The sequence below is a fragment of the Cytobacillus gottheilii genome, from assembly GCF_001636345.1.
GTDB classification, from domain to species: Bacteria; Bacillota; Bacilli; order Bacillales; family Cytobacillaceae; genus Cytobacillus; species Cytobacillus gottheilii.
Genome location: NZ_KV440945.1, coordinates 1385418 through 1409015, shown reverse-complemented (window position 1 = coordinate 1409015; position 23598 = coordinate 1385418). Strand labels below are relative to the sequence as shown.

The window sequence follows — 23598 nt, the reverse complement described above, 5'->3', positions numbered from 1 at the left end:
GTATGAAAAATCGCTAGTTAATCGATTCCCGATTTCTTCTGTAAACATGCAGACAAAACAAAAAAGCAATGAGAATTATCTCATTGCTGTGTAGTCAAACGTATACAAAAAATACGTGCACACAGTGAGATAGCTCTCCAAGACTACTGTCTTGACAATCCGGCATTTATTCAATGCAAGACCAGCATGGCGAGTGATGAGTCTCCCCCTGCTTCGGCAAACATTCCCTTTCACAGCAAATCGTCGGAGCTCATTCTCCTCAAAGCTGTTACTGATGAAGCTTGCACCTCTACCTTCACTTTACGATAAGAAAAGCGGAAGCACATTGCTAAGCCCGATAAGCATAAGCCGAAATGGGTAGAAGGTTTTGCCCTCTGCACAGATCGGCTTAGACCCAAAAATGGCTAAGCACTGCAGCTAATCACTGTTCTATGTCTATAAATTTATACTTTCAGAAAGTATAAAAAAGTGAGTGAATATGAAAGTTGGTCCAAGTATAGCATATTGTCTATATGATGACAACGCTATTCACTTAGTTTCTTTACGAGTTCTTCTGCTACATTAGCAGGAATTCCTAATTGGCGGAAGTCATCTGCAGAAGCTTCCTTCATTTTTTTAACTGAGCCAAATGTCTTTAACAGTTGTTTTTTGCGCTTTTCACCGATCCCAGCAATGTCATCGAGCATAGATTGGAATGTACCTTTTCCTCTTAACTGGCGATGGAACGTGATGGCAAAGCGATGGACCTCATCCTGAATTCGCTGCAGCAAATAAAATTCCTGGCTATTGCGTGCAAGCGCAACGATTTCCAGCGGATTCCCAAATAACAGCTGCGACGTTCGGTGTTTTTCATCTTTTACGAGTCCTGCCAGCGGCAAATCAAGACCCAGCTCATTTTCAAGAACATCTCTGACCGCTTCAACATGACCCTTTCCTCCATCAATAATAAGCAGATCCGGTAGAGGCAGCTCTTCTTTTAACACTCGAGTATACCTTCTGCGAACCGCCTCACGCATGGAGTCATAATCATCCGGGCCTTGAACGGTTTTAATTTTATATTTACGGTACTCCCGTTTCGCCGGTTTTCCGTCAATAAAAACGATCATTGCAGATACTGGATCTGCACCTTGAATGTTTGAGTTGTCAAATGCTTCAATCCGATGCGGCGTATAAATTCCAAGCTGTTCGCCCAAACTCTCCACTGCCTTAATCGTCCGGTCTTCATCCCGCTCAATGAGAGAAAACTTTTCCTGCAGCGCGATTTTGGCATTTTTATAAGCTAATGAAACCAAATCTTTCTTTTGTCCCCGCTGCGGATTTAATACTTTTACACCAAGAAGCTTTTCTGCCATCTCGCCATTAACAGAAGATGGTGCTAAAATTTCCTTCGGCTTAAAATGATTTGCTTTCATGTAAAATTGACCGAGAAACGTAAGGATTTCTTCCTCAGGCTCGTTATGAATGGGAAACATGGAGACATCCCTTTCAATCAGCTTGCCTTGGCGGATAAAAAAGACTTGTACACACATCCAGCCTTTATCAACAGCATAACCAAAGACATCACGATCAGTGAAGTCAGTCGTTGTCATTTTTTGCTTTTCCATCGTTGCATCAATATGAGCGATTTTGTCTCTATACTCTTTTGCACGCTCAAAATCAAGGTCTTCAGCCGCAGCCGCCATTTTTTCTGTAAGTTCTTTCTTTATATCTTTATAACCGCCATTTAAAAAACGGGTAATTTCCTCTGTCATTGTCCGATATTGCTGCTGATCCACTTCCTTCACACATGGAGCCAGGCATTGTCCTAAATGATAATACAGGCATACGCGGTCAGGTAAGGTAGCACATTTCCGAAGCGGATAAATGCGATCGAGCAGCTTTTTTGTTTCGTTTGCAGCATGAACATTTGGATATGGACCAAAATATTTGCCTTTGTCTTTTTTCACTTTTCTCGTCGTAATAAGACGCGGATGTCTTTCAGCAGTTAATTTAATAAATGGGTAGGTTTTATCATCCTTCAGCATGACATTGTATTTAGGATCATGCTTTTTTATTAGATTGAGCTCAAGAATCAGCGCTTCCATATCGGAGGAAGTGACAATATATTCAAAGTCCTCAATTTCGTTAACAAGGCGCAGCGTTTTTCCATCATGTGAGCCAGTAAAATAAGACCGGACTCTGTTTTTTAATACTTTCGCTTTGCCCACATAAATAATAGTGCCTTGCCTGTCCTTCATTAAGTAGCACCCTGGCTGTGCAGGCAAAATCATTAATTTATTTTTAATGATGTCATTCATCGTCAAACACATCCTCGAAAAGGAAGTAAAAACCCCGGCCTTCAGGAAGAAGCCGGGGATCAACTGTCATTACACTCATTATCTGCTTTCTGCATCAATAATTATAGTAAAAGGCACTCTTCATCATTGCAGCAGGGCAGATCAGATTGAAGAAGCTGATTTTTTAAAACGTACAAATCCAAATATGCTAATTATGCATGCTTGGAAAGAAGCTCAGATAATGCTTCTTTTGGCTGGAAGCCAACTACTTTATCTACTACTTCACCGTCTTTAAGAACGATTAATGTAGGAATACTCATAACGCCGAATTTACCAGCAGTTTCTTGATTTTCATCTACATCGATTTTAACGATCTTTACTTTATCGCCCATTTCTCCGTCAAGCTCTTCAAGAACTGGAGCAATCATTTTACAAGGTCCGCACCATGGAGCCCAGAAATCTGCAAGTACTAAACCTGAACCTGTTTCTTCAGTAAAGTTTTGATCTGTTGCATGTGTAATAGCCATTTATATGCCTCCTAATCAATTCAACTAATTCATAACATATCGAGAGTATACCATTTAACACCATATGAAGCGAACAATTTGCTCGTTGGTACTATACCCTCAAATTCATGGGAATATTCATGATTGCTGTTCCGCAGACATGGTTCTTTTTTTGAGATGTTATTTTGTTCTGCACGAACAAATATTTTCTTTGCATCTCCATAAAACAAAGCTGGAATTCCCGCACGTTCCGTTCCAATTGCAAAGCAACATGAGAGCTGGATCCACATTTTAATAAAAAGAAACAGACAGCTGCTGCTCTTCCTTCAATAGCAGTTGATTCCGTCTGTTTCAATGATTGTTACGCGTTTACTAAGATCTTCTTAAATTCTTCTGTCAGCATCGGCACCACTTCAAAAAGATCGCCTACAATGCCATAATCTGCAACTTTAAAAATATTTGCTTCTGGATCTTTATTAATAGCGACGATAACTTTAGAGTTCGACATTCCCGCTAAATGCTGAATTGCTCCTGAAATTCCGCAGGCAATATACAAATCAGGTGTTACGACTTTTCCTGTCTGGCCAATTTGCAGTGAATAATCACAATACTCTGCATCACAAGCTCCGCGTGATGCACCAATGGCACCGTTTAGGACCTGTGCCAGCTCTTTTAGCGGCTCAAATCCATCTTCGCTTTTCACTCCGCGGCCGCCTGCAATAACCACTTTTGCTTCTGAAAGATCTACACCTTCACTTGCCTTGCGGACAACCTCTTTAATTATGGAGCGAAGATCTTTTATATCAACAGATAAAGCTGATGTCTCTCCTGATCTTGTTTCATCCTTCTCAAGAGGAGCGATATTGTTTGGTCTAATCGTTGCGAAGATAAGACCGTCTGTTACGATTTTCTTTTCAAAGGCTTTCCCTGAATAAATCGGCCGTGTAAAGACAATATTTCCGCCTGCTTCTTCGATCTGCGTAACATCAGAGATTAATCCGGATTGAAGCTTTGCTGCGATCTTAGGTGCAAGGTCTTTTCCTAATGCAGTATGCCCCAGGATAATACCGTCTGGACTTTCAGCATCCACAGCTGCCATTAATGCTTGTGAAAAGCCGTCAGAAGTATATTGCTTAAGCAGGTCGTGTTCAACCGTTAGTACGCGGTCTGCACCAAAGTGAATTAATTCACCCGATAAAGCGCTTACAGAATCACCGATTAATAATCCGACCACTTCGCCGCCTTCTGCAGCCTGCTTTGCTGCGGCGATTGCTTCAAATGTGACATTACGCAAAGATTGATCTCTTACTTCACCTAATACCAAAACTTTTCTGCTCATTATGTTAACCTCCTGCGTTTTATTTTACGTTTTATTAAACGACTTTTGCTTCGTTATGAAGAAGTTGTACAAGCTCCTTTACTTGATCCTGCAGTTCACCTTCAAGAATTCTTCCGGCTTCTTTTTTAGGAGGCAGATACACTTCAATTGTTTTTGTTTTCGGCTCTACGTCATCCTCGTCAAGATCTAAATCATCCAGCTCCAGTTCATCCAGGGGTTTTTTCTTCGCTTTCATAATCCCCGGCAGCGAAGGGTAACGAGGTTCATTCAAGCCTTGTTGAGCTGTAACCAATAAAGGAAGAGATGTTTCAATCACTTCGGAATCTCCTTCAACATCTCGGACAACGCTTACATTTGTCCCATCAATTTCAAGTTTCGTTATGGTTGTAATATAGGGGATATCCAAGAGGTCAGCCACTCTCGGTCCAACCTGGCCAGATCCGCCGTCAATTGCCACATTTCCTGCCAGGATTAAATCTGCTTCCTTGTCTTTTAAATATTCGGCCAAGATTTTTGAGGTAGTAAACTGATCTCCTTCTTCAAGATCGTCTTCCGTGTTGATTAATACCGCTTTATCGGCTCCCATCGCCAGTGCAGTACGAAGCTGCTTTTCACCTTCCTCACTTCCAACTGAAACAACCGTTACTTCTCCGCCATGTGCATCGCGGACTTGAATGGCTTCCTCCACTGCATACTCATCATAAGGATTGATAATAAACTCAGCGCCATCTTCATTTATTTTTCCGGAAGAAATCGTGATTTTTTCCTCAGTATCAAACGTTCTTTTTAATAAAACATAGATGTTCATAATGTCCCTCCTAAATTATTAAATCATTTCTGCACTTCTAAAGATTCGGAAAATTTATGTTAAATGAAACTGAAGGCTTTTGAGCATCCGCTCACCTTCAGTTAATCATTTACTACTCGCTGCATTATTTGCCTGTAAAGTTGGGCTCACGCTTTTCAATAAAAGCCGAGATGCCCTCTTTGCCATCATTTGATGCAAACACTTCGCCAAAAAGCTCAGCTTCTTTTTTAACACCTTCATAAAACTGATCTGATTTTGTGTAATTTAATAGCTCAATCGTTGCCTTAATGGAAAGCGGGCTCTTCTTTGCGATTTTTTTGGCTAAATTATAGGCATTTTCTAACAGTTCAGCTTCTGGATAGGCATGGTTTGCCAGTCCGTACTTAACGGCTTCAAGCCCCGTAATCGGATCGCTTGTAAAAAGCATTTCAGCAGCTCTGGCTCTGCCGACAAGGTGCGGAAGTCTTTGCGTGCCTGCAAATCCGGGTATTAACCCCAGCTGTAACTCCGGCAGTCCCAGCTTGGCATTGTCTGAAACAAGTCGGAAGTGACAGCCCATTGCCAGCTCAAGCCCACCGCCTAATGCTGCACCATGAATGGCTGCAATTAATGGTTTCGGGAATCTCTCCATTTTTTCAAACAGATCCTGACCATATTGGCCAAGCTTTTCAAACTCGCTTCCGCTAGTGATTGAAGTAAACTCTTTTATATCGGCTCCAGCAGAGAAAAATCTTCCTTCTCCGTGAATCAATACAACACGAATATCATCTGCTTTTTCAATTTCATCCAGTACTGATGAGAATTCTTTTAAAACGTCTGATGATAGTGCATTTGCTGGTGCTCTGTCGATTGTAATAGTCGCAACATGATCTTGATGATTCCACTTTAAGTATTCCATTGGTTTATTCACCTCTCTACTTATTAGATGGTCAATCCGCCTTGCATCCGCTGATCAGCAGCTGATGTACAGATGGCGCCAAAGAGGGAAGATCATACTTCTGATCATTCATCACCCAGGTTGTCACCACTTCATCCATCGTCCCAAATATCATTTGCCGCGCAAGTCTTGTTTCGAGATTTCCAGAAAACTCACCGTTTTCTTTTCCTTCAACAAGAATTTTATCAACAAGAGATAAATAACCCTTCAACACCTCATTGATCTTAAGGCGAAGCTCCTTATTAGACTGTCTTAGCTCTAACTGTGTTACGATAGCAAGATGCCGATCTTGAGAAAGCATTGTAAAATGGGATTCGACCATGACTAATAACTTCTCTACAGCCCGTTCTTTTCCTGCAATCTGCTCTTCAATTCTTTCAATAAAATGGCCCATCTTATCTTGAAAGAGAGAGATTAAAATATCTTCTTTATTCTTAAAATATAAGTATATCGTTCCATCAGCAACACCAGCCTGCTTTGCAATTTTGGAAACCTGTGCCTGGTGGTAGCCATTCTCAGCAATAACAACGACTGCTGCATCGATGATTTGCCGATATTTTGGTTTATCTTTTTTCAATCCGTTTCCCTCCCTTCAAGACACATCTTACATCTTATCTCGTGATCTCTTTTCATTCTATAAACACAACTCTGCAGTGCTTCGTATGAGCTGTTAAATGTAATAATGAACACAAAGAAAGATTTAATGAATGAATCATCATTCATAATTTAATAATAGTAATTGAAGGTTATATTGTCAAGAAAATAACCACTTTTTTCTTTTATCCTATTATGACATTTACAATTATGAATGGACAAGCCTTAATATTCAAAAAAGAAGAGCCGAATATTCCGGTCCTTTTAAATGAAAGCTGGAATGTTTCATTTTTTCATTATTTTACCGTCTAGGCTTGCTTTTCTTCATCTTCGGTAAATTTCTTCTTCTCTTCATCAATTAATGCTCTGCGCAGGATTTTCCCTACTGCTGTTTTAGGCAATTCTTCTCTAAACTCGTATACCCTTGGCACTTTAAAGGCTGCCAAATGCTTACGGACAAATACATTCAAGTCTTCTTCGCTTACATCGTTGCCATCTTTTAAAACGATATAGGCTTTAACGGTTTCACCTCGATAAGGGTCTGGTATACCTGCTACAACTGCTTCCTGAACGGCTGGATGCTCGTATAGGATTTCTTCTATTTCACGGGGATAAATATTAAAGCCCCCAGCAATAATCATATCCTTTTTACGATCCACTACATAAAAATATCCTTCTTCGTCCATATAGCCAAGATCTCCTGTTAAAAGCCAGCCATCTCTTAAAGTCTGCTCCGTATCGTCTGGACGGTTCCAATAGCCTTTCATTACTTGTGGACCTTTAACAGCTATTTCCCCGATCTCACCTGGAGGCAGCTTTTCGCCATTCTCCATCGAAAAAATGACAGCATCTGTATTAGGCCAAGGCACACCAATACTTCCTTTTATTCTCGGCATATCCCATAAAAAATTAGCATGTGTAACAGGTGATGATTCAGTCAGGCCGTAGCCTTCAACTAGTTTTCCGCCTGTAATTTGTTCAAATTTCTGCTGAACCTCTACCGGAAGTGCAGCGGAGCCGCTAATACAGGAATCAATGGATGAAAGATCATATTTTTCAATATCAGGGTGGTTTAATAGCCCAATATAAATCGTTGGGGCACCTGGGAACAGAGTAGGTTTTTGCTTTTGAATGGTTTTTAATGTATCCCCTGCATCAAACTTAGGCATTAACACCATTTTATTGCCTTCTAAAACGGAAAGCAGCAGGACAGTCGTCATTCCATAAACATGGAAGAAAGGCAAAATGCCAAGAACAGTTTCTTTCCCTCTTTCACACTTATACAGCCAAGCTCGGCACATTGCCGTATTCGCCACTAAATTTCTATGTGTCAGCATAACTCCTTTAGGAAAGCCGGTCGTTCCGCCTGTATATTGCAAAAGAGCCAAGTCATTCTCAAAGTCAATCTCCTGCTCACTTACAGGAATAGAAGGCAGCTTTAGTATTTCTGTCCATAGATGATGATTTCCTTCATGCTTGACATTGACCACAATTCCGTATTGTTTCTTCTGTATAAAGGGATAAATAAGATTTTTTGGAAATGGAAGTGCATCTTTGATAGCGGTTACAATTATATGCTGAAGATCTGTCTGCTGTTTCACTTTCGACACACGCGGAAATAAAATGTCCATTGTAATGATTGCTTTTGCCCCTGAATCCTTCAGCTGATACGCTAACTCCCTTTCCATGTAAAGCGGATTTGTCGGAACAACGATCCCGCCAGCCAATAGGATTCCATAATAGCTGATCACAGATTGTGGAGTATTCGGCAGCATAACCGCTACCCGATCGTCTTTTTCAATCCCAATCGATTGCAGATAGCCGGCCAGTTTAAGTGCAGCTTCATAAATGTATGAGTAAGTGAATTCCTTACCCATAAAATGAACAGCCGTTTTTTCAGGAAATTCTGCAGCTGTATTTTTCAAAAAATCCTGGACAGGCTGATTTTCATAGATGAGTTCTTTAGGAATTTCTTCAGGATACAGGTTAAGCCATGGTTTATACTCAGTCATACGCGATCCCCTTTCTTTAAGTATTTTGAACATTCTAATTGTTCTCACCTCATTATAATATACTGCTTTAAACAAAACAATTAGAATAAACGGTGTAGTTTATAAGCAGGAGATGTTAACAGCCATCTTATAGATATAAGCCTATTGGATAACAAAAAAGAACTGCACTTAACACGGGCAATTCTTTTTTGTTATCACCATTAGGCAATGAAAAGAATATATACAAGTCCAACTAGCACAAAAAGGGCGCTAACCACGATTAATACTTTTGCAAGCTTCTCCATTTTCCCCTTCTCCCTCTATCCGATACTTGCTCCAATGACAAATGACAGACCAATAGAGATGACCATTGAAATAAAGCCAACTGCTTTGTTGTTATTCTTAATCTCATCATCTACATTAAATCTTGGTGTTAAAAACTCAAAGATAAAATATGCGACAAGCAATAGGAAAAATCCAAATACTCCCCATATAATCATCGTAAAAAGCGTATCGTTATGCATAATGGAGTGTCTAAACACATTGGCAATACCAAATATCTTCCCGCCCGTGGCCATTGCTACGGAGATATTGCCGTTTTTTATTTCTTCCCAGTTTCTGTACTTTGTCACAAGTTCGAATACAGCTAAAAAGACAATCATACAAAGGACGACAACACTATAGTAGGCAGCGGTTTGGATAAACTCATTTTCCCAAAAACCTTCCATATTTCACTTCCCCCTCTTACTTAAATTCCACGACGGTTACACCAGTACCGCCTTCTCCCGCTTCTCCAAAGCGGATTTTTTTAACAGAACGATGATTGCGTAAATATTCCTGTACCCCCTGCCGCAGTGCACCAGTTCCTTTTCCATGAATGATTGATACACGCGGATAGTTGGCAAGAAGAGCATCGTCGATATATTTTTCGACTCTCATAAGGGCATTCTCATATCGTTCTCCGCGGAGATCAAGTTCCAGACTGACATGGTAATCCTTGCCTTTAACAGTAGCAAGCGGTTTTGTTTCAGTCTTTTTAGGGCTTTTAATAAATTCTAAGTCTTTTTCTTCCACTTTCATCTTCAGGATTCCGATTTGAACATGCCATTCATTATCACCTGATTTTTCAAGCAGCTGTCCTTTTTGGCCAAACGTTAACACCTTCACTTCATCACCTGGTGTTAACTTTCGTTTGCCGTCGGCATTTCGTTCCGGACTTTGTTTCTTTTTCAGTGCCGGAGCTGCCTCTGAAAGACGCTTCTTCGCTTCAATCAATTCATGCTCCTTCACTTCTGCTTGTTTTTCTATTTGCATTTTCCGCAGATCATGGATAATTTGCTCTGCTTCCTGCTTTGCTTTTTCAACAATCTCATTTGCTTTTATTGCAGACTTTTCATAAAGAGTTTCTTTTTTAGTATAATATTCAGCCATCTGCTTTTGAAGATCCTTATGCAGAAGATCTGCATTTTTGAGCAATTCATTGGCCTCTTCACGATCTGTTTCTGCTTGTTTACGGCTTTCCTCCAAGGATGCAATCATATTTTCGACTTGGTTGCTGTCTGCACTAATATACGACTTTGCCACATTTATAACGTCTTCTTTTAAGCCTAGCCGTTTGGAAATTTCAAATGCATTGCTTCGGCCAGGAACACCAATAAGCAGTTTATAGGTCGGACTTAATGTTTCTATATCAAATTCGACACTGGCATTAATGACACCTTCCCGATTATAGCCATATGCCTTTAATTCAGGATAATGAGTTGTCGCTATGACACGGGTTCCGCGTTTATTCACTTCGTCTAAGATAGAAATCGCTAATGCTGCACCTTCCTGCGGATCCGTGCCAGCACCTAATTCATCGAATAAAACAAGGCTGTTGTATTGAGCCTTTTCAAGAATGTCGACAATATTAACCATATGAGATGAAAATGTACTTAAACTCTGCTCAATGGACTGCTCGTCCCCAATATCTGCATAAACAGCATCAAAAACAGCAATCTCTGATCCATCTAGAGCCGGGATTTGCAGACCTGCCTGGGCCATTAATGTACATAATCCAACTGTTTTAAGTGTTACCGTTTTACCGCCCGTATTTGGTCCAGTAATGACAATAGAGGTATATGTATCACCGATGGCAATATCATTCGCGACTACCTCGTCTATTGGGATGAGCGGATGCCGTGCTTTAAAGAGAGAAATTCTTCCCTCATCGTTTACTTTTGGCTTAGAGCCTTTAATCTTTTTAGCATATCTGGCTTTTGCAAACATGAAATCAATTTGGGCAAGCACATCCACAATCGTTTCCAGCTCTTCTTTGAATTCACTTGTGTATGCTGAAAGGGCAATTAAGATTTTTTCAATTTCCTGCTGTTCTTTTACTTTAATACTTTGCAATTCATTATTTAATTGCACAACAGATTGAGGTTCAATAAATAATGTCTGGCCGGATGAACTCTGATCATGAATAATCCCGCCGTAGTTGCCTCTATATTCTTGTTTAACAGGAATAACAAAGCGGTCATTTCTGATCGTAATGATCGCATCAGACAGCATCTTTTGCGCATTAGAAGACCTGATCATACTTTCAAGTCTTTCCCTCACACGCGCTTCTCTTGCGCGAAGCTGGACGCGAAGCGATCTCAGTGTTTCACTCGCACTGTCCAGCACCTCACCATTTTCATCAATTGCATTGCGGATAGAGGTTTCCAAATCCGCTAATACAATGATCTCTTCGGAATATGCCATTAAGATGGGAATGTCGTTTTCTTCTTCTGAAAACTCTTGAATAAACCTTTTCATTTGCCTGCTGGCATGTACGGTCGATGCCACCTGCATTAGCTCATGGGGGCTAAGCATCCCGCCGATTATTGCTCGCTTGGCATGAGGCTTTATATCAAAAATTCCCCCTAAAGGAATATTGCCTTTAATTCTTAACACGGTAGCAGCTTCATCTGTTTCTTCCTGCAGACGGACAACCGTCTCATAGTCGGTGGATGGCTGAATTCTCTCTGCTTTTCTTCTGCCGACCTCAGATGATACGTAATCAAGCAGCTGATCCTTAACTTTATTAAATTCCAAAACCTTTAAAGCGCGTTCTTGCATAATTCCCCCTCCTTCGAGGATGTGATTTATAGAAAAGCGAAAGTGGCTCGTTCACCCCCGACAAGCATAATGCAAGCCAGACGGAAGGTTGTTCTGAATGGCTTGACTTATGACCTCGAGGGGCTAGCCACTGCACCTAGACAATTCGAAAAGCAGAAGTGGCTTGACGCAGGGATCTCCCCGCCTTTCTATGATTCAAAATATATTAATCGTTCGTTTTTAAGTAATCCAATAAATCCTGCGTTTCCATTGCATTTAAAACGGATGCTGTCTGAACCCATCCTTTTTTCGCTGCAGATACACCAATTTCCATATGAGCTAACGTATCGATTTTATGGGCATCTGTATTAATGACGATTTTAACTCCCGCTTCCTGCGCCTTTTTTATATGCTCCGCAGCAAGGTCAAGTCTGTTAGGGTTGGCATTCAATTCAAGTGCAGTATTCGTTTCTTTAGCTAATTGAATTAATAAATCTATATCTACTTCATAGCCTTCCCGTTTTCCAATCAGTCTGCCTGTTGGATGGGCAATAATGTCTACATGAGCATTTTGCAGTGCATTTTTTAGCCTGTCCATTATTTTTTCCTTCGGCTGTGAGAAGGATGAGTGAATGGAAGCAATGACAATATCCATGTCAGCAAGCAGTTCATCATCATAATCAAGTGTGCCGTCCGGCAAGATATCCATTTCAACTCCTGCTAAAATGGTGATATCATCATATTTTTCATTAAGTCTTTTTATTTCTTCTCTTTGCTGGCGCAACCGTTCTGGTGTCAGACCGTTAGCTACCTTCAGATAATGGGAATGATCCGTAATGGCCATATATTGATAGCCGCGCTTTCGGCATGCCTCAATCATTTCTTCTATTGTAAACGCTCCATCGCTCCACGTCGAATGCATATGAAGATCGCCCTTAATATCTTCCAGTGAAATTAACTTCGTTTCTTGTGTAAACAAGTCAACCTCCTTGCCATCTTCTCGAATTTCCGGCGGAAAATGCGGCAAGTTAAAATGTGCATAAAACTCTTTTTCTGATGAGAATGTTTTTACTTCTCCAGTTTCAACGTTTTCTACTCCATATTCACTGATCTTTTCTCCGCGTTCCTTAGCAAGCTGCCTCATTCTTACATTATGATCCTTAGAGCCAGTGAAGTGATGCAGGGTAGTCGCAAATTCACTGGGTGCAACAATCCGAAAATCACAGGAAACATCATATTGATGCTCAAAAACAACTGAAACCTTTGTATCACCCGCTGCGATTACTTCTTTAATGGATGGAAGACCAAGAAGCTGCTCTTTTACGGCTGTCCGATCATCTGCAGAAATAATAAAATCAAGGTCTTTAACGGTTTCGCGCATTCTTCTGAGACTGCCGGCTCTCGAGAACCTTAATACTTCCGGGATATTCCCCAGCGCATCCTCTATTGCTTCTGCTACAGGAAGCATATAAGCAAGCGGCAGCCGATCCGGCTGTGTACCGGCATTTAATAAAGCGGCCAGAATCTTTTCCTCTGTCTTCGCTCCAAATCCAGTAAGTCCCTGCACACGATTTTCCTTGCATGCCTGCTCTAATTCTTGTGCATCTGTAATTCCAAGCTCTTTATGGAGCTTTGCAATTTTTTTACCGCCCAAACCTTGAATATGCAGCAAAGGAATCAATCCAGGCGGCACCTGTTCCTTCAGCTCAGTTAACACTGAGGATGTTCCTTCCTGTACATATTCTTCTATAACAGCTGCAGTGCCTTTGCCTATGCCAGAAAGACTCGTATAATCTGTCATTTCAGACAAACTTAAGTCACTGTTTTCCAAAGCAATAGAAGCCTTTCGGAAAGCCCCTGTCTTAAAGGGATTTTCCCCTTTTAATTCCATATATACTGCAATAGTTTCCAGTAATTTTATAACGTCTTTTTTGTTGATGATCATTTTACACACCTGCCTATTTAGATCCTATTTATTTAGTATTTCCTATTATTCAGGAGAGTACATCCTTAGTGATTATAACATTTCATCCTTAATCAAAAAGAAAACTTCTCCGCAAAGAGAAGTTAGGCTGCCATATATTCGATCCACATATCCTTAATTGTCTCTGATAATACAGGTGTATGATTGACAATTAAATCCACCATAAATGAATCATTAAAATATGTTTGCATTCCCGCAATTGGTACTAATGCGGCTATGTATAATATAATAAACATGATAAGATAAACTTCTATAAAACCAAGAATGCCGCCTGCCCAAATATTAAGCTGTTTAATAATTGGCAAGCTTGCAACAAAATCAAGCATGCTTCCAATAATCTGCAATAGTACTTTTACAGCGAAAAATATGATGGCAAATGCGATCGCACGATAGTAAGCATCTTCTAAATTATCATTAGCAAAAAACATTTGCATGGTTGAATCACTGCCGAAATTGGGATAAGGCACCCATAGGGTCAGTTTTTCCGAAAGAGGCTCGTAATACATTCTCGCTACAATAAAAGCGATAATGAAGCCTGTTAAATGAATCAGCTGCAGGATAAAGCCACGCTTTAATCCTACTAAAAAACCAAATAACAATATAACTATTATAAAAAGATCAAGCATGATGCTTTTCAGTCCTTTACTCTTTTTAATTCATCCTCAAGCCGCTCTTTTAATTTCAGATAATCATTAACAGCATTAACAGCTGTGAGGACAGCTAATTTATTCGTATCGAGTGAAGGATTCTTAGAGCTTATCTCACGCATTTTATCATCAACGATTGATGCAACAAGCCGGATGTGACTGGAGTTTTCAGTGCCGACAATTACATATTGCTGCCCATATATATCTACACTAGTGCGATTTTTTTCCGTATTTGACAACCTTTGAACCCCCATTCAAAAGAATCCTAATCAATATCATAACACGAAGGTCTAATTTGTGGGAAGTCAAAGCATGCCAAAAATAGCACAGATACTGTAAATTCAGAGATTTTCAGAAGGAGATTAAAATATGAGTCATGTTGTACTGCTAAAGAGTTTACCTGAGATTAAAGAAATGCAGGCTCACTATGAGCCATTCTCGACCGGAAAAATCCCTCCAGGGGGCGTATTTGCTGCTAAAGCAAACAATTGCTCGATCACAGCCTACAAATCTGGAAAGGTTCTTTTTCAAGGAGCCGGCGCAGAATCAGAATCTGCCAGGTGGGGCGGGGATATCGCTAAACCAAAGGCAAAAAAGGAAAGTAAACCTGCTGCTGCAAACCTGCCAGAAAATATCAGCAGTCTTTCCTGTATAGGATCCGATGAAGTCGGGACAGGAGACTTTTTTGGACCAATAACCGTCGTCGCCGCTTATGTAAGTCAGTCTAACCTTCCATTGCTGAAGGAGCTTGGCGTTCGTGACTCTAAAAATTTAAATGACGAGAAAATCATCAGCATTGCCAAACAAATTAAAGAAGTAATACCGTACAGTCTCTTAACCTTACATAATGATAAATACAATAAACTGCAGATGTCAGGGATGTCGCAGGGAAAAATTAAGGCTCTTCTTCATAACCAGGCCATTGGCCATCTGCTAGAGAAAATTGCTCCAGAGCAGCCCGAAGTGATTTTAATTGACCAATTTGCGCAAAAGGATGTTTATTACCAATATTTAAAGAGCCAACCAAAGGTGCACCGCGATCGGGTCTATTTCAGTACAAAAGCTGAAAGTGTTCATCTTGCTGTTGCAGCAGCATCGATTCTTGCCCGCTATGCATTTGTAAAGCAATTTGACAAGTTGGCAAAAGAAGCTGGATTCCCTTTAACCAAAGGAGCTGGCGGCAAAGTGGATGAAGCAGGTGCGCGCTTAATTCATGAAAAAGGAATAGATGCACTTCCTCAATTTGTGAAGCTGCATTTTGCCAATACTGAAAAGTCCAAGAAACTTTATAGGAAGAAATATATGTAACAGACTTATGTTACCCAAGAATGCCAATCAAGCATTCTTGGGTTTTTATTTTTAGAGCAGCTGATATAAATCCTAAATCTCCATTTCCCATTGTTTCTTTTCCGTTTCTTTCATTTGCTTCTCCGTTTCTGGCGGATAAGCATTTCGAACCTTATGATGATCAGAAGGAATCAGATCGACCATTACCTCAATCATTTCTTTAGGATCGTACTGATTTTCTAAGCCTTTTTCCTTTTCCTTCATATCTTCACCACTTGTAAAGTGAACTTCGTCATTAAACCATTTCCACTTTTCTTCTGCTGCCCTGTCATTAAATCCAGTGTTGTATGGTCCTGGATTAATCGTTGCCACTTTTACGCCGTGTGGATCAAGCTCCTGTTTAAGAGTTAAAGCCAAGGCCTCAATGGCATGTTTAGTAGAAGCATAAGGACCGCCGTATGCCGTTTTCATAACGCCTGCCATCGAACTTAAGAAGAAAATCTTTCCGCTCCCTTTTTCAACCAGTTTTCTCGCTGCATATTGAACAGATTCAAGTGTCGAAAATACGTTCACTTCAAAGATGGCTTTAAAGCGCTCCATCGGAATTTCGCTCAGCGGTCCGCCTTCATTAATAGCAGCATTTGCTACGAAAATATCAAAATCATATTCATCTATTTGGACTAAATCGATTGGATTGGTAATGTCTATCTTAAGTACTTCCAGATTTGAAAGCCCTAGTTCTTCAGCTTCTCTGAGTACACTCGTTTTCTGTGAAGTCGTTTCTGTTGCTGCAATGACTTTATGGCCTTTCTTAGCCAGCCCAATTGCAGTGCCTCTTCCCAGTCCTGAGCCTGCACCCGTAATCATAATGGTCTTTTTCATCATCACATCTCCTTTATAGCCTGTATATATTCAAATGTTCCCACTCTTTTCTCTCATAAACCTTATGAAAACCTGCGGAGACTTACACTTACTGTAAAAATTGAACAGAAATAGTGTGTATCGTATAATTCTATTAACAAAAACAATTCAGGAGGATCATATGAAGCACTTAATTCGCGGAGAAAAAGTTAAACTATCTGATTTCACAACCGACACGATCGTTGAGATCGAAGTCATCATAAACGCTCATGCAGAAATTGACATCACCTGTTTTGGACTAAATGAAAATAAGAAACTAGCAGATGACCGGTATATGATTTTTTATAATCAAACAGCTTCCCCCTCACAAGAAATTCAGCTGCTGAATCATAAAAGCGGGATGGGCCATTTCAGCATTGATTTATCAAAACTTCCAGCATCGATCCAAAACCTTGTATTCACTGCGACCATTGATGGCAATGAAGCAATGGGAACAATACAGAGCGGCACACTGCAGATCAAAGCAGGAGGACAAGCTATTTTAGAATACTCATTTAGCGGACAGGATTTTCAGAATGAAAAAGCAATCATTATGACTGAAATCTATCATAAAGGGGTTTGGAGAGCATCTTCGGTTGGAAGAGGTTTTGATGGAGGCTTAGCAGCATTATTAAAGGACTTCGGCGGAGAAGTAGCAGAGGAGCAGGAACAGCAGCAGCCAGCACCACCTGTGCAACAGCAGCCACCACCAGAAACCGCTCAATCTCAGTCGAAAAAAATCATGCTCGAAAAGAAGATGGCAGAACAAGCTCCTAAGCTATTAGATTTATCCAAAAAGGCGAAGGTGTCTTTAGAGAAAGCTGGCTTGCATGACCACCAGGCAAAGGTAGCTTTATGCCTCGATATATCCGGATCCATGCATAGTCTGTATCGTTCCGGAAAAATACAGGAATTTGCCGAGAGGATTCTTGCATTAGGAACACGTTTTGATGATGATGGCACGATTGATATTTTCTTATTCGGAGCAAATGCACACGATGCAGGAGAATTGTCTGTTGATAATTTCAATGGCTTTGTTAACAATCTTATAAAAAAATATCCTCTTGAAGGCGGAACCTATTACGGAAAAGCTATGAAGACCATTCGGGAGCATTACTTTGGCTCTGCCTCTAAAAGGAACTCTCCATATGCAAGCAATGTTCCTGTTTATGTAATGTTTGTAACAGATGGAGCGACATTTGATGAAAGTGCAACAATCAGCCATATTCAAAATGCTTCCTATGAACCTTTGTTCTGGCAATTCATGGCTATTGGGAAATCGAATAAAGGGACGAAAAAACGCGGATTCTTCACAAGTATGTTTCAATCAGATTTTACCTTCCTGGAAAAGCTCGATGACTTAAAAGGAAGATATTTAGATAACGCAGATTTTTTCAGTATTGAAGACCCCGGGCACATCTCTGACAGCGAATTATATGACCTGCTTATGCAGGAATATCCGCAATGGGTAAAAGAAGCGAAACAAAAAGGATTACTTGCACAAGCACAGTATCAATTATAATACGATCGTTGTTTCAGCAAGTCCTTTTCAGTGAATAAGAAGCATCCTGATCAGAAGAAGGAGAAAACGAGAACGAACATTGCAAAAATGCTTGGAATATGGTGGACCAGGCATTTTTGCATTCTTTTTGAAAATTAAGCGGACGAATTCCGTTTATTTTAAGAAATTCTAATATTTCATGCATAATAAGCGGAGGTTTTCCGCTTAAAGCAAAAAAATCATTGAATTTAGCTATAATTTGAGAAGATAACTGGAATCTTTCCGCTTAAATCTCCTCTTTAAGCACCCTCTAGGCATATTAACCGGAATTTCTCCGTCTATGGCTCATACTCAGCCTTCCCAAGATGATGCTATACTACCTCATCTGAAAATACCTCTTCCGTTCCTTCTCCGGTAAAAATACGATAGATGGATTTGTAAGTCTAGTATCAGGAAAGCCCAATGTTGTTCCCATTCCGTTTACTTGGCAGAACGTGTATAAATCTTTGACAGTTAATGCTTCTGTCGGACATGCCTCCACACAAGCAGCCTGCAGCCCTTGATCGATACGGTCATTGCACATTTGGCATTTCGTGACTTTATGCGTAATAGGGTCAAATTGTGGAGCTTGATACGGACATGCCTCCATACATAGACCACATCCGCTGCAGCGCTCAGCGTGAATTTCTACGATGCCATCCATTCTCTTTGTAAATGCATTCTCTGGACACACTCTGAAGCACTCCGGACTGCTGCAATGATTACATGATAATGATAAAAAGCTGCCATCCACTTGTCTTGTTACTTTCCGCCACCGCACAGTTCCAACAGTTTGATTCTCATTTCTGCAAGCAACTTCACAGGTTTTACAGCCAATGCATAAATCAATATCAAAGACAAAACCAAGCTGTTTAACCATTCCTGCTCACCTTTTTCTTTCGGATGTTCACTTTACTGTCGTAAAAGTGTGTACTCGTTTCCTGACATTGGTCGCTTTCTTGATGAACAATGATCCAATTAATAGGTTTTTTACCTGCCTGTTTAACAAGTACAATGTTTTTCGCTAAATAGGGGTTGACCTTTACCTTAGCATCTACCCAGCCATTTTCATTAAAAATTTCGATGCTGTCTTCTGGCATTAATTTATTTTCTTCAGCTGCAATGGCAGAGATTTCAGCAATAGTATCCTCACTATTTTCATCTGTCCCAATCAGCCATGACAGGTGCTCGTATTGCGAATGTATTGTTAAAAGCGATTGCGGAGTGATCAGCTGGTACGGAAATAATAAGCTGTCTTTCTGAACTTTTATATTTTCTAAATAACCACTTACATCCAGAATATTAAAACTAAACTTTTCCTTAGCGGGAATTTTCTCTGGCTTTTTTAAATGCGGTCCACTCAGCAAATCTGTATAATCTTGGATACCGTAAAGCTCTTGAATTTCCGGCGACAGCTCTTTTTGAATCCAGTCTAATGCCTCCAGCTCAGATGGAAAAGTTGAGAATCCTGGCGATCGTTCATTCAGCTTGTTTGTAAGTTCTCTTGTAATTTGCAGATCGCTTTTTGATTCAAAGTAACCTGCTAAGGATTGTTCATTAATAGAGATCCAATGATGCCAATAGCTCACAATTAAGTCCATCTCTTCAAAATGGGTAGCTGCAGGGAGGACAATATCAGAGATCTCGGCTGTTTTGGTCATATATAAATCAACCGTTACGATTAATTCAAGCTGCTGTATCAGCTTCATCCATGACTGAAGATTATTATCCTGGGAGAAGGGATTTCGTGACGCAATCCATAAAAACTTTAATGGCGGGTCCGAAAGCTCTAAGGCATTTTTTGCAAATGAATTTATATCTATTGCTCTAGAAGCCTGGGCTTTGGAATGTTTTTGTTCCGGGAATTTCAAAAGGTGTAATGGAAACTGCTCCAAGTCATCGTGTGCATAGAAGAGCTTTCCTTTCTTTTTTTGAAGGAAACCTGTCATCGCAGCAAGAGCACTTATAGCTTGAACGTTTTCACCGCCTATGTTTGTTCTTTGCATACCAAATCCAATCCATGTAACACTCGATGCTGCATGTATATATAATTCAGCAAGTTCCTCAATTGCCGATATAGGAGCATTGGTAAGTTCACTCACTTTGTCTGCACTTGGAACCTTTTCCATGATCCTTTTAAACTGAATAAAATTGTTTGTGCAATCCTGAGCATAGTTTTCATCAAAAAATGAAGAATCTGCTATACGTTTAGCAGCATATAAAGCAAGTAGCCCATCAGTTCCTGGCTTAATTTGAATATAAAGATCTGCTTTTGCTGCAGTTTCTGTAAATACTGGGTCAATGACAGCTACCTTTGCACCCGCTCTTCTTGCCTGGAATATATACTTCATTTGCGGAACATTTGTGACAGCGGGATTCGCACCCCAAATCACGATTAAATCTGCAGCTGCCATATCTTCAGGGCTGCTTTGTTCGAATTGCTTAAACCTCTCCTTAAGCGCCTCATCTCCAGTTGTCAGACAGAGGTTTCCTTTTGGTTTTGTATGCGGCCCTATACTATTAAACATAGCTTCAGCTGCATAATGCAGCAGTCCAATATTGCCAGAAAACTTATTATAGCCGCTTGCTAAATTCGATCCATAGCGCTCATTCAATTCAATGATCTTGTCAGCAATTATAGTATATGCCTGCTCCCACGATATTCTTTTCCAGTTTCCAGAGCTCCGCGGTGACTGCATAATCGGATATTTTAGCCGATTAGGATGAGTTACATACTGTGTAAAAGCATATCCTTTTGCACATAGGTTTCCTTTCGTATAGCCATGCTGATCATCTCCAGCCACCTTTACAAGCTTCCCATTATTCACATAAGAAAGCATGCTGCAGGAGGCATAGCAATTACGCGGGCAAGCATTTCGGAAGATTTTCATGCTGTACACCTCAATCTTTAGATTTTTCCAAGCTGCTTAATTTTTAAGGCTGCGATAATATTTAGCCTTACATTCATATCATCCAGCTTTTCACCAAGTATTTCTTCGATCTTTTTAAAACGGTACCTTAACGTATTGCGGTGCACATACATTCCTTCAGCTGTTTTTGTCAGATCAAATTGATTGGCAGCAAATATACTTAAAGAGCTCATTAAATCACTTTCATGCTCCAGATCATATTTTTCCAGCTCTCCCAGTGTATGATCATAGTACTCTTTTAAATCATGTAAATCGTGATTATATAAGATTCTCTCCAGACCAAGGCTGCTAAAAAACGGAACGGAAATATTCAATAGCAATCCCAGTTCATACGCCACCTTTGCCTCCTGGTAGCTGCGGTGAATTTCTTCCGGCAGCATTCTTCTCCTTCCGATCCCTGCAGCAATTCTTTCACTTAGATGATGGGATTTAGACAAATACATGATTAAGGAAACAAACTCTTTTATCTCTGAATGATGATCTGTTCCTCCTTCAGGGGATGACGGATATATGAGGATAATTTCGCCTCGTTTCCTGATAGAGATCGGTCTTTGCCTACGATCAAGCAAAGCTTTTTCAATCATATAGAACAGCAAATCTATTAAATGCCGATCATCTGAAAAATAGTCAAAATCTTTTAAAGAGAAAACGACTGCAGTATGGGCCAGCTGAAAATCCCACCCCCATATCTGCCCGTACGAAATAATATCTTCTCTTTTTTTGATATTTCCATATAAGAGGTCATATAGAAAAACTTCCCGCAGCTTTTGTTTTTCCTGTTTCATCGTTAATGTATTTTGAAGTTCCATGGAGCAAAGTGTTGATGCAAATTGGAGGATTTCACTTAGTTCAAGAGGAAATCTGCTTTTATCATTCACCGCAATCACATATCCCCGAACACGCCCATCGACATGAATTTCCATACATACCCCTTTAATAAGCTCTTCTGCTGCAGATATCACACATGATACAGGTTCTGGCTCTTTTTGATTTAGGCCATCCATTGCAGTTTCGATGTATTCAATTTTTGTTCCTTCTTTATCCCAGGCAGATACAATTTGATTTAGAAGAGGATCAGCAATCAGAATGGGGATTGATAAAATATCTGCTAACTCCTGGGCGATCCCTTCCATACCATTTTGTGAGGAAACTAATAATCTTTGCAAATAGTCTGGAACTGAAAAACTTATTTCCATTATATTCAATTCCTTTCTAAACTCGAAATATCTATTACCTTCATCTTATAAGAATAAACGCCTATTCACAATGGATGTCACAACACCGTAAAAATTCATTGGCTTATCGTACAAAAAAAAGAGTAAATTTTCGTGCATAGAAGATATATCACTCCCAAGTTTCATGATTTATAATATAGTCATGAATCTGATTGTGAAATAAATCACAAATCATGTTTGTGATGAGAAGGAAAGGAGCGGCTTTGATGGGTTTATTTGATCTTTGGATGGAAAGTTTGGATTATGAGTTCCAAATTTTAAAAACGTGCAGCCGCTATCAAAGTCCTTTTTCAAGCTGCACAAAGTGTTTGGATTCCTGCGAGATGAACGCCATTGTTTTAGAAGATGGAAAACCAGTTATCCAGCCAAATCAATGCACTGAATGCGGCGATTGCATTGCCGAATGCCCTGTTCAGGCAGTAGAGGGTTTTTATCCAAAAAGACGCATAATAGAGCATGTATTCCTTGCAGAAGAGAAACCTCCCTCAATAAAAGAAATGCTTGGTTATTATCAAACAAGAGTGACATCTGTTTACTTTCACAATAAAGAACTTAGCGAAGAGTGGAGGAGATTTCTCAATGAAATCAACAGCAAGTTAGAACAACTTAATGAAGAGGCGTTAGTGATACAATTCAACTTACAAAAGCAAGACAATAAAATGACACGGCGTGAAGTCTTTTCGTTTTTGAAAAAAGGAGCAGCTTCGACAGTCAGACAAATGGCCCCGGCAAAATGGCGCTTCAATCATCAGAATTTGGAGCTTGCCCATTCTTTTAAGGAGTATCAATTTAAAGAGATCGAGCTGGATGAGTCAAAATGCACTTTATGTAAAGCTTGTGAAATGCTTTGCCGAAAGAACTGTTTTCATTTTTCAGAGACTGAGCTTGCCATCACCGCTCAAACCTGCACAGGCTGTATGCTCTGTGCTGATATTTGCCAGGAAAAAGCACTCACTATAACAGATAATATTCAGAGAGCCAGCACTCGTGTACACCACCTCTATCAAAAGGAGTGTGCTTCCTGTCATGCTGCGTTTACTTCAGCCTCCCTTGTGGAAGAGGAATGTGTACGCTGTAAAAAAATGAAACAGTATGACTCCTTCTTGGGATAAGCGGTAGTGATATGCGCCATTTGATAGGAAAATGCTCGAATTTGATAGGAATGCAACTATTTTGATAGGAAAATGCTTTTGTTTGATAGGAAGTTCATTTCATTTAATAGGAAAATCATTAATTTTGATAGATAGCTTATCCTTCCTGCCTTTTTCAGCATAACAGCGGGAATTTGTAGATCAATTATAAGTAAGGAAGTGTTTTAAATGTTATCAAACATTGGAATTCCAGGATTAATTTTAGTTTTAGTGCTTGCGCTAATCATTTTTGGTCCGAAGAAACTCCCTGAAATCGGCCGTGCCATGGGCCAAACATTGAAAGAGTTTAAAAGCTCTACGAAAGGGATGCTCGAGGATCATAGCCAAAGTGAAGATGAAAAGAAGAAAACCGATGACACCGTTAAAGATCTTTAAGCGGAAATTCACCACCA

20 protein-coding genes and 1 riboswitch are annotated in these 23598 nt (G+C 40.0%); of the genes, 4 read left to right on the top strand and 16 right to left on the bottom strand.

What is annotated here, in order from left to right:
• Positions 1-122 precede the first annotated feature (122 nt).
• A riboswitch (Lysine riboswitch) is annotated at positions 123-300 on the bottom strand.
• A gap of 224 nt (positions 301-524) precedes the next feature.
• The 12 genes from uvrC to zapA form a co-directional block, all read right to left on the bottom strand.
• Positions 525-2297 (bottom strand): excinuclease ABC subunit UvrC, encoded by a 1773-nt coding sequence (uvrC, locus tag A6754_RS06710; protein ID WP_066443094.1) that lies wholly within the window; start codon positions 2295-2297, stop codon positions 525-527.
• Positions 2298-2488: 191 nt separating this feature from the next.
• Positions 2489-2803 (bottom strand): thioredoxin, encoded by a 315-nt coding sequence (gene trxA, locus A6754_RS06705; RefSeq protein WP_066443093.1) that lies wholly within the window; start codon positions 2801-2803, stop codon positions 2489-2491.
• A 340-nt stretch (positions 2804-3143) separates the two neighbouring features.
• Entirely contained in the window at positions 3144-4121 is a 978-nt protein-coding gene (locus A6754_RS06695; protein ID WP_066443091.1) for an electron transfer flavoprotein subunit alpha/FixB family protein, read from the bottom strand.
• 34 nt (positions 4122-4155) lie between these two features.
• The gene (locus tag A6754_RS06690; RefSeq protein WP_066443090.1) at positions 4156-4929 is read right to left on the bottom strand and encodes an electron transfer flavoprotein subunit beta/FixA family protein; all 774 of its coding nucleotides are present in this window, start codon (positions 4927-4929) and stop codon (positions 4156-4158) included.
• Between the two features lie 124 nt (positions 4930-5053).
• On the bottom strand, positions 5054-5827 hold the full coding sequence (locus A6754_RS06685) for an enoyl-CoA hydratase (protein ID WP_066443089.1): 774 nt from the start codon (positions 5825-5827) through the stop codon (positions 5054-5056).
• Between the two features lie 31 nt (positions 5828-5858).
• On the bottom strand, positions 5859-6443 hold the full coding sequence (gene fadR / locus A6754_RS06680; protein WP_066443088.1) for a fatty acid metabolism transcriptional regulator FadR: 585 nt from the start codon (positions 6441-6443) through the stop codon (positions 5859-5861).
• Positions 6444-6768: 325 nt separating this feature from the next.
• Complete coding sequence (locus A6754_RS06675) at positions 6769-8472, bottom strand: long-chain-fatty-acid--CoA ligase (RefSeq protein WP_066443087.1); 1704 nt, start codon at positions 8470-8472, stop codon at positions 6769-6771.
• Positions 8473-8771: 299 nt separating this feature from the next.
• Complete coding sequence (locus A6754_RS06670; RefSeq protein ID WP_066443086.1) at positions 8772-9179, bottom strand: DUF350 domain-containing protein; 408 nt, start codon at positions 9177-9179, stop codon at positions 8772-8774.
• 16 nt (positions 9180-9195) lie between these two features.
• On the bottom strand, positions 9196-11553 hold the full coding sequence (locus tag A6754_RS06665; protein ID WP_066443085.1) for an endonuclease MutS2: 2358 nt from the start codon (positions 11551-11553) through the stop codon (positions 9196-9198).
• Between the two features lie 205 nt (positions 11554-11758).
• A complete protein-coding gene (gene polX, locus A6754_RS06660; protein ID WP_066443084.1) occupies positions 11759-13477 on the bottom strand; it encodes a DNA polymerase/3'-5' exonuclease PolX in 1719 nt (572 codons plus the stop codon).
• Between the two features lie 122 nt (positions 13478-13599).
• Positions 13600-14142 (bottom strand): CvpA family protein, encoded by a 543-nt coding sequence (locus A6754_RS06655; RefSeq protein WP_066443083.1) that lies wholly within the window; start codon positions 14140-14142, stop codon positions 13600-13602.
• 8 nt (positions 14143-14150) lie between these two features.
• Positions 14151-14402, bottom strand: a complete 252-nt coding sequence (zapA, locus tag A6754_RS06650; protein ID WP_066443082.1) for a cell division protein ZapA — start codon at positions 14400-14402, stop codon at positions 14151-14153.
• A gap of 130 nt (positions 14403-14532) precedes the next feature.
• Here zapA and rnhC point away from each other — a divergent pair, with 130 nt between their 5' ends.
• Positions 14533-15471 (top strand): ribonuclease HIII, encoded by a 939-nt coding sequence (gene rnhC / locus A6754_RS06645; protein ID WP_066443081.1) that lies wholly within the window; start codon positions 14533-14535, stop codon positions 15469-15471.
• A 72-nt stretch (positions 15472-15543) separates the two neighbouring features.
• On the opposite strand, the gene A6754_RS06640 is transcribed toward rnhC, so the two are convergent.
• Positions 15544-16332, bottom strand: a complete 789-nt coding sequence (locus A6754_RS06640) for an SDR family oxidoreductase (protein ID WP_066443080.1) — start codon at positions 16330-16332, stop codon at positions 15544-15546.
• 160 nt (positions 16333-16492) lie between these two features.
• On the opposite strand from A6754_RS06640, the gene A6754_RS06635 reads away from it, so the two are divergent.
• A complete protein-coding gene (locus A6754_RS06635; protein WP_066443079.1) occupies positions 16493-17872 on the top strand; it encodes a VWA domain-containing protein in 1380 nt (459 codons plus the stop codon).
• Positions 17873-18227: 355 nt separating this feature from the next.
• On the opposite strand, the gene A6754_RS06630 is transcribed toward A6754_RS06635, so the two are convergent.
• The 3 genes from A6754_RS06630 to A6754_RS06620 are packed head-to-tail and all read right to left on the bottom strand — an operon-like array spanning position 18228 to position 22016.
• Positions 18228-18770: a 4Fe-4S dicluster domain-containing protein gene (locus tag A6754_RS06630; RefSeq protein ID WP_066443078.1), complete on the bottom strand. Its 543-nt coding sequence runs from the start codon at positions 18768-18770 to the stop codon at positions 18228-18230.
• Positions 18763-20781, bottom strand: coding sequence for a molybdopterin-dependent oxidoreductase (locus tag A6754_RS06625; protein ID WP_066443077.1), 2019 nt, complete (start codon positions 20779-20781; stop codon positions 18763-18765). Before A6754_RS06625 ends, A6754_RS06630 begins: the two co-directional genes overlap by 8 nt.
• A gap of 17 nt (positions 20782-20798) precedes the next feature.
• Positions 20799-22016 (bottom strand): PucR family transcriptional regulator, encoded by a 1218-nt coding sequence (locus tag A6754_RS06620; RefSeq protein ID WP_066443076.1) that lies wholly within the window; start codon positions 22014-22016, stop codon positions 20799-20801.
• Between the two features lie 245 nt (positions 22017-22261).
• Between A6754_RS06620 and A6754_RS06615 the strand changes: the two genes are divergently transcribed.
• Complete coding sequence (locus A6754_RS06615; protein ID WP_066443075.1) at positions 22262-23167, top strand: 4Fe-4S dicluster domain-containing protein; 906 nt, start codon at positions 22262-22264, stop codon at positions 23165-23167.
• A gap of 207 nt (positions 23168-23374) precedes the next feature.
• On the top strand, positions 23375-23581 hold the full coding sequence (locus A6754_RS06610) for a twin-arginine translocase TatA/TatE family subunit (RefSeq protein WP_066443074.1): 207 nt from the start codon (positions 23375-23377) through the stop codon (positions 23579-23581).
• The last annotated feature ends 17 nt before the right edge of the window (positions 23582-23598 follow it).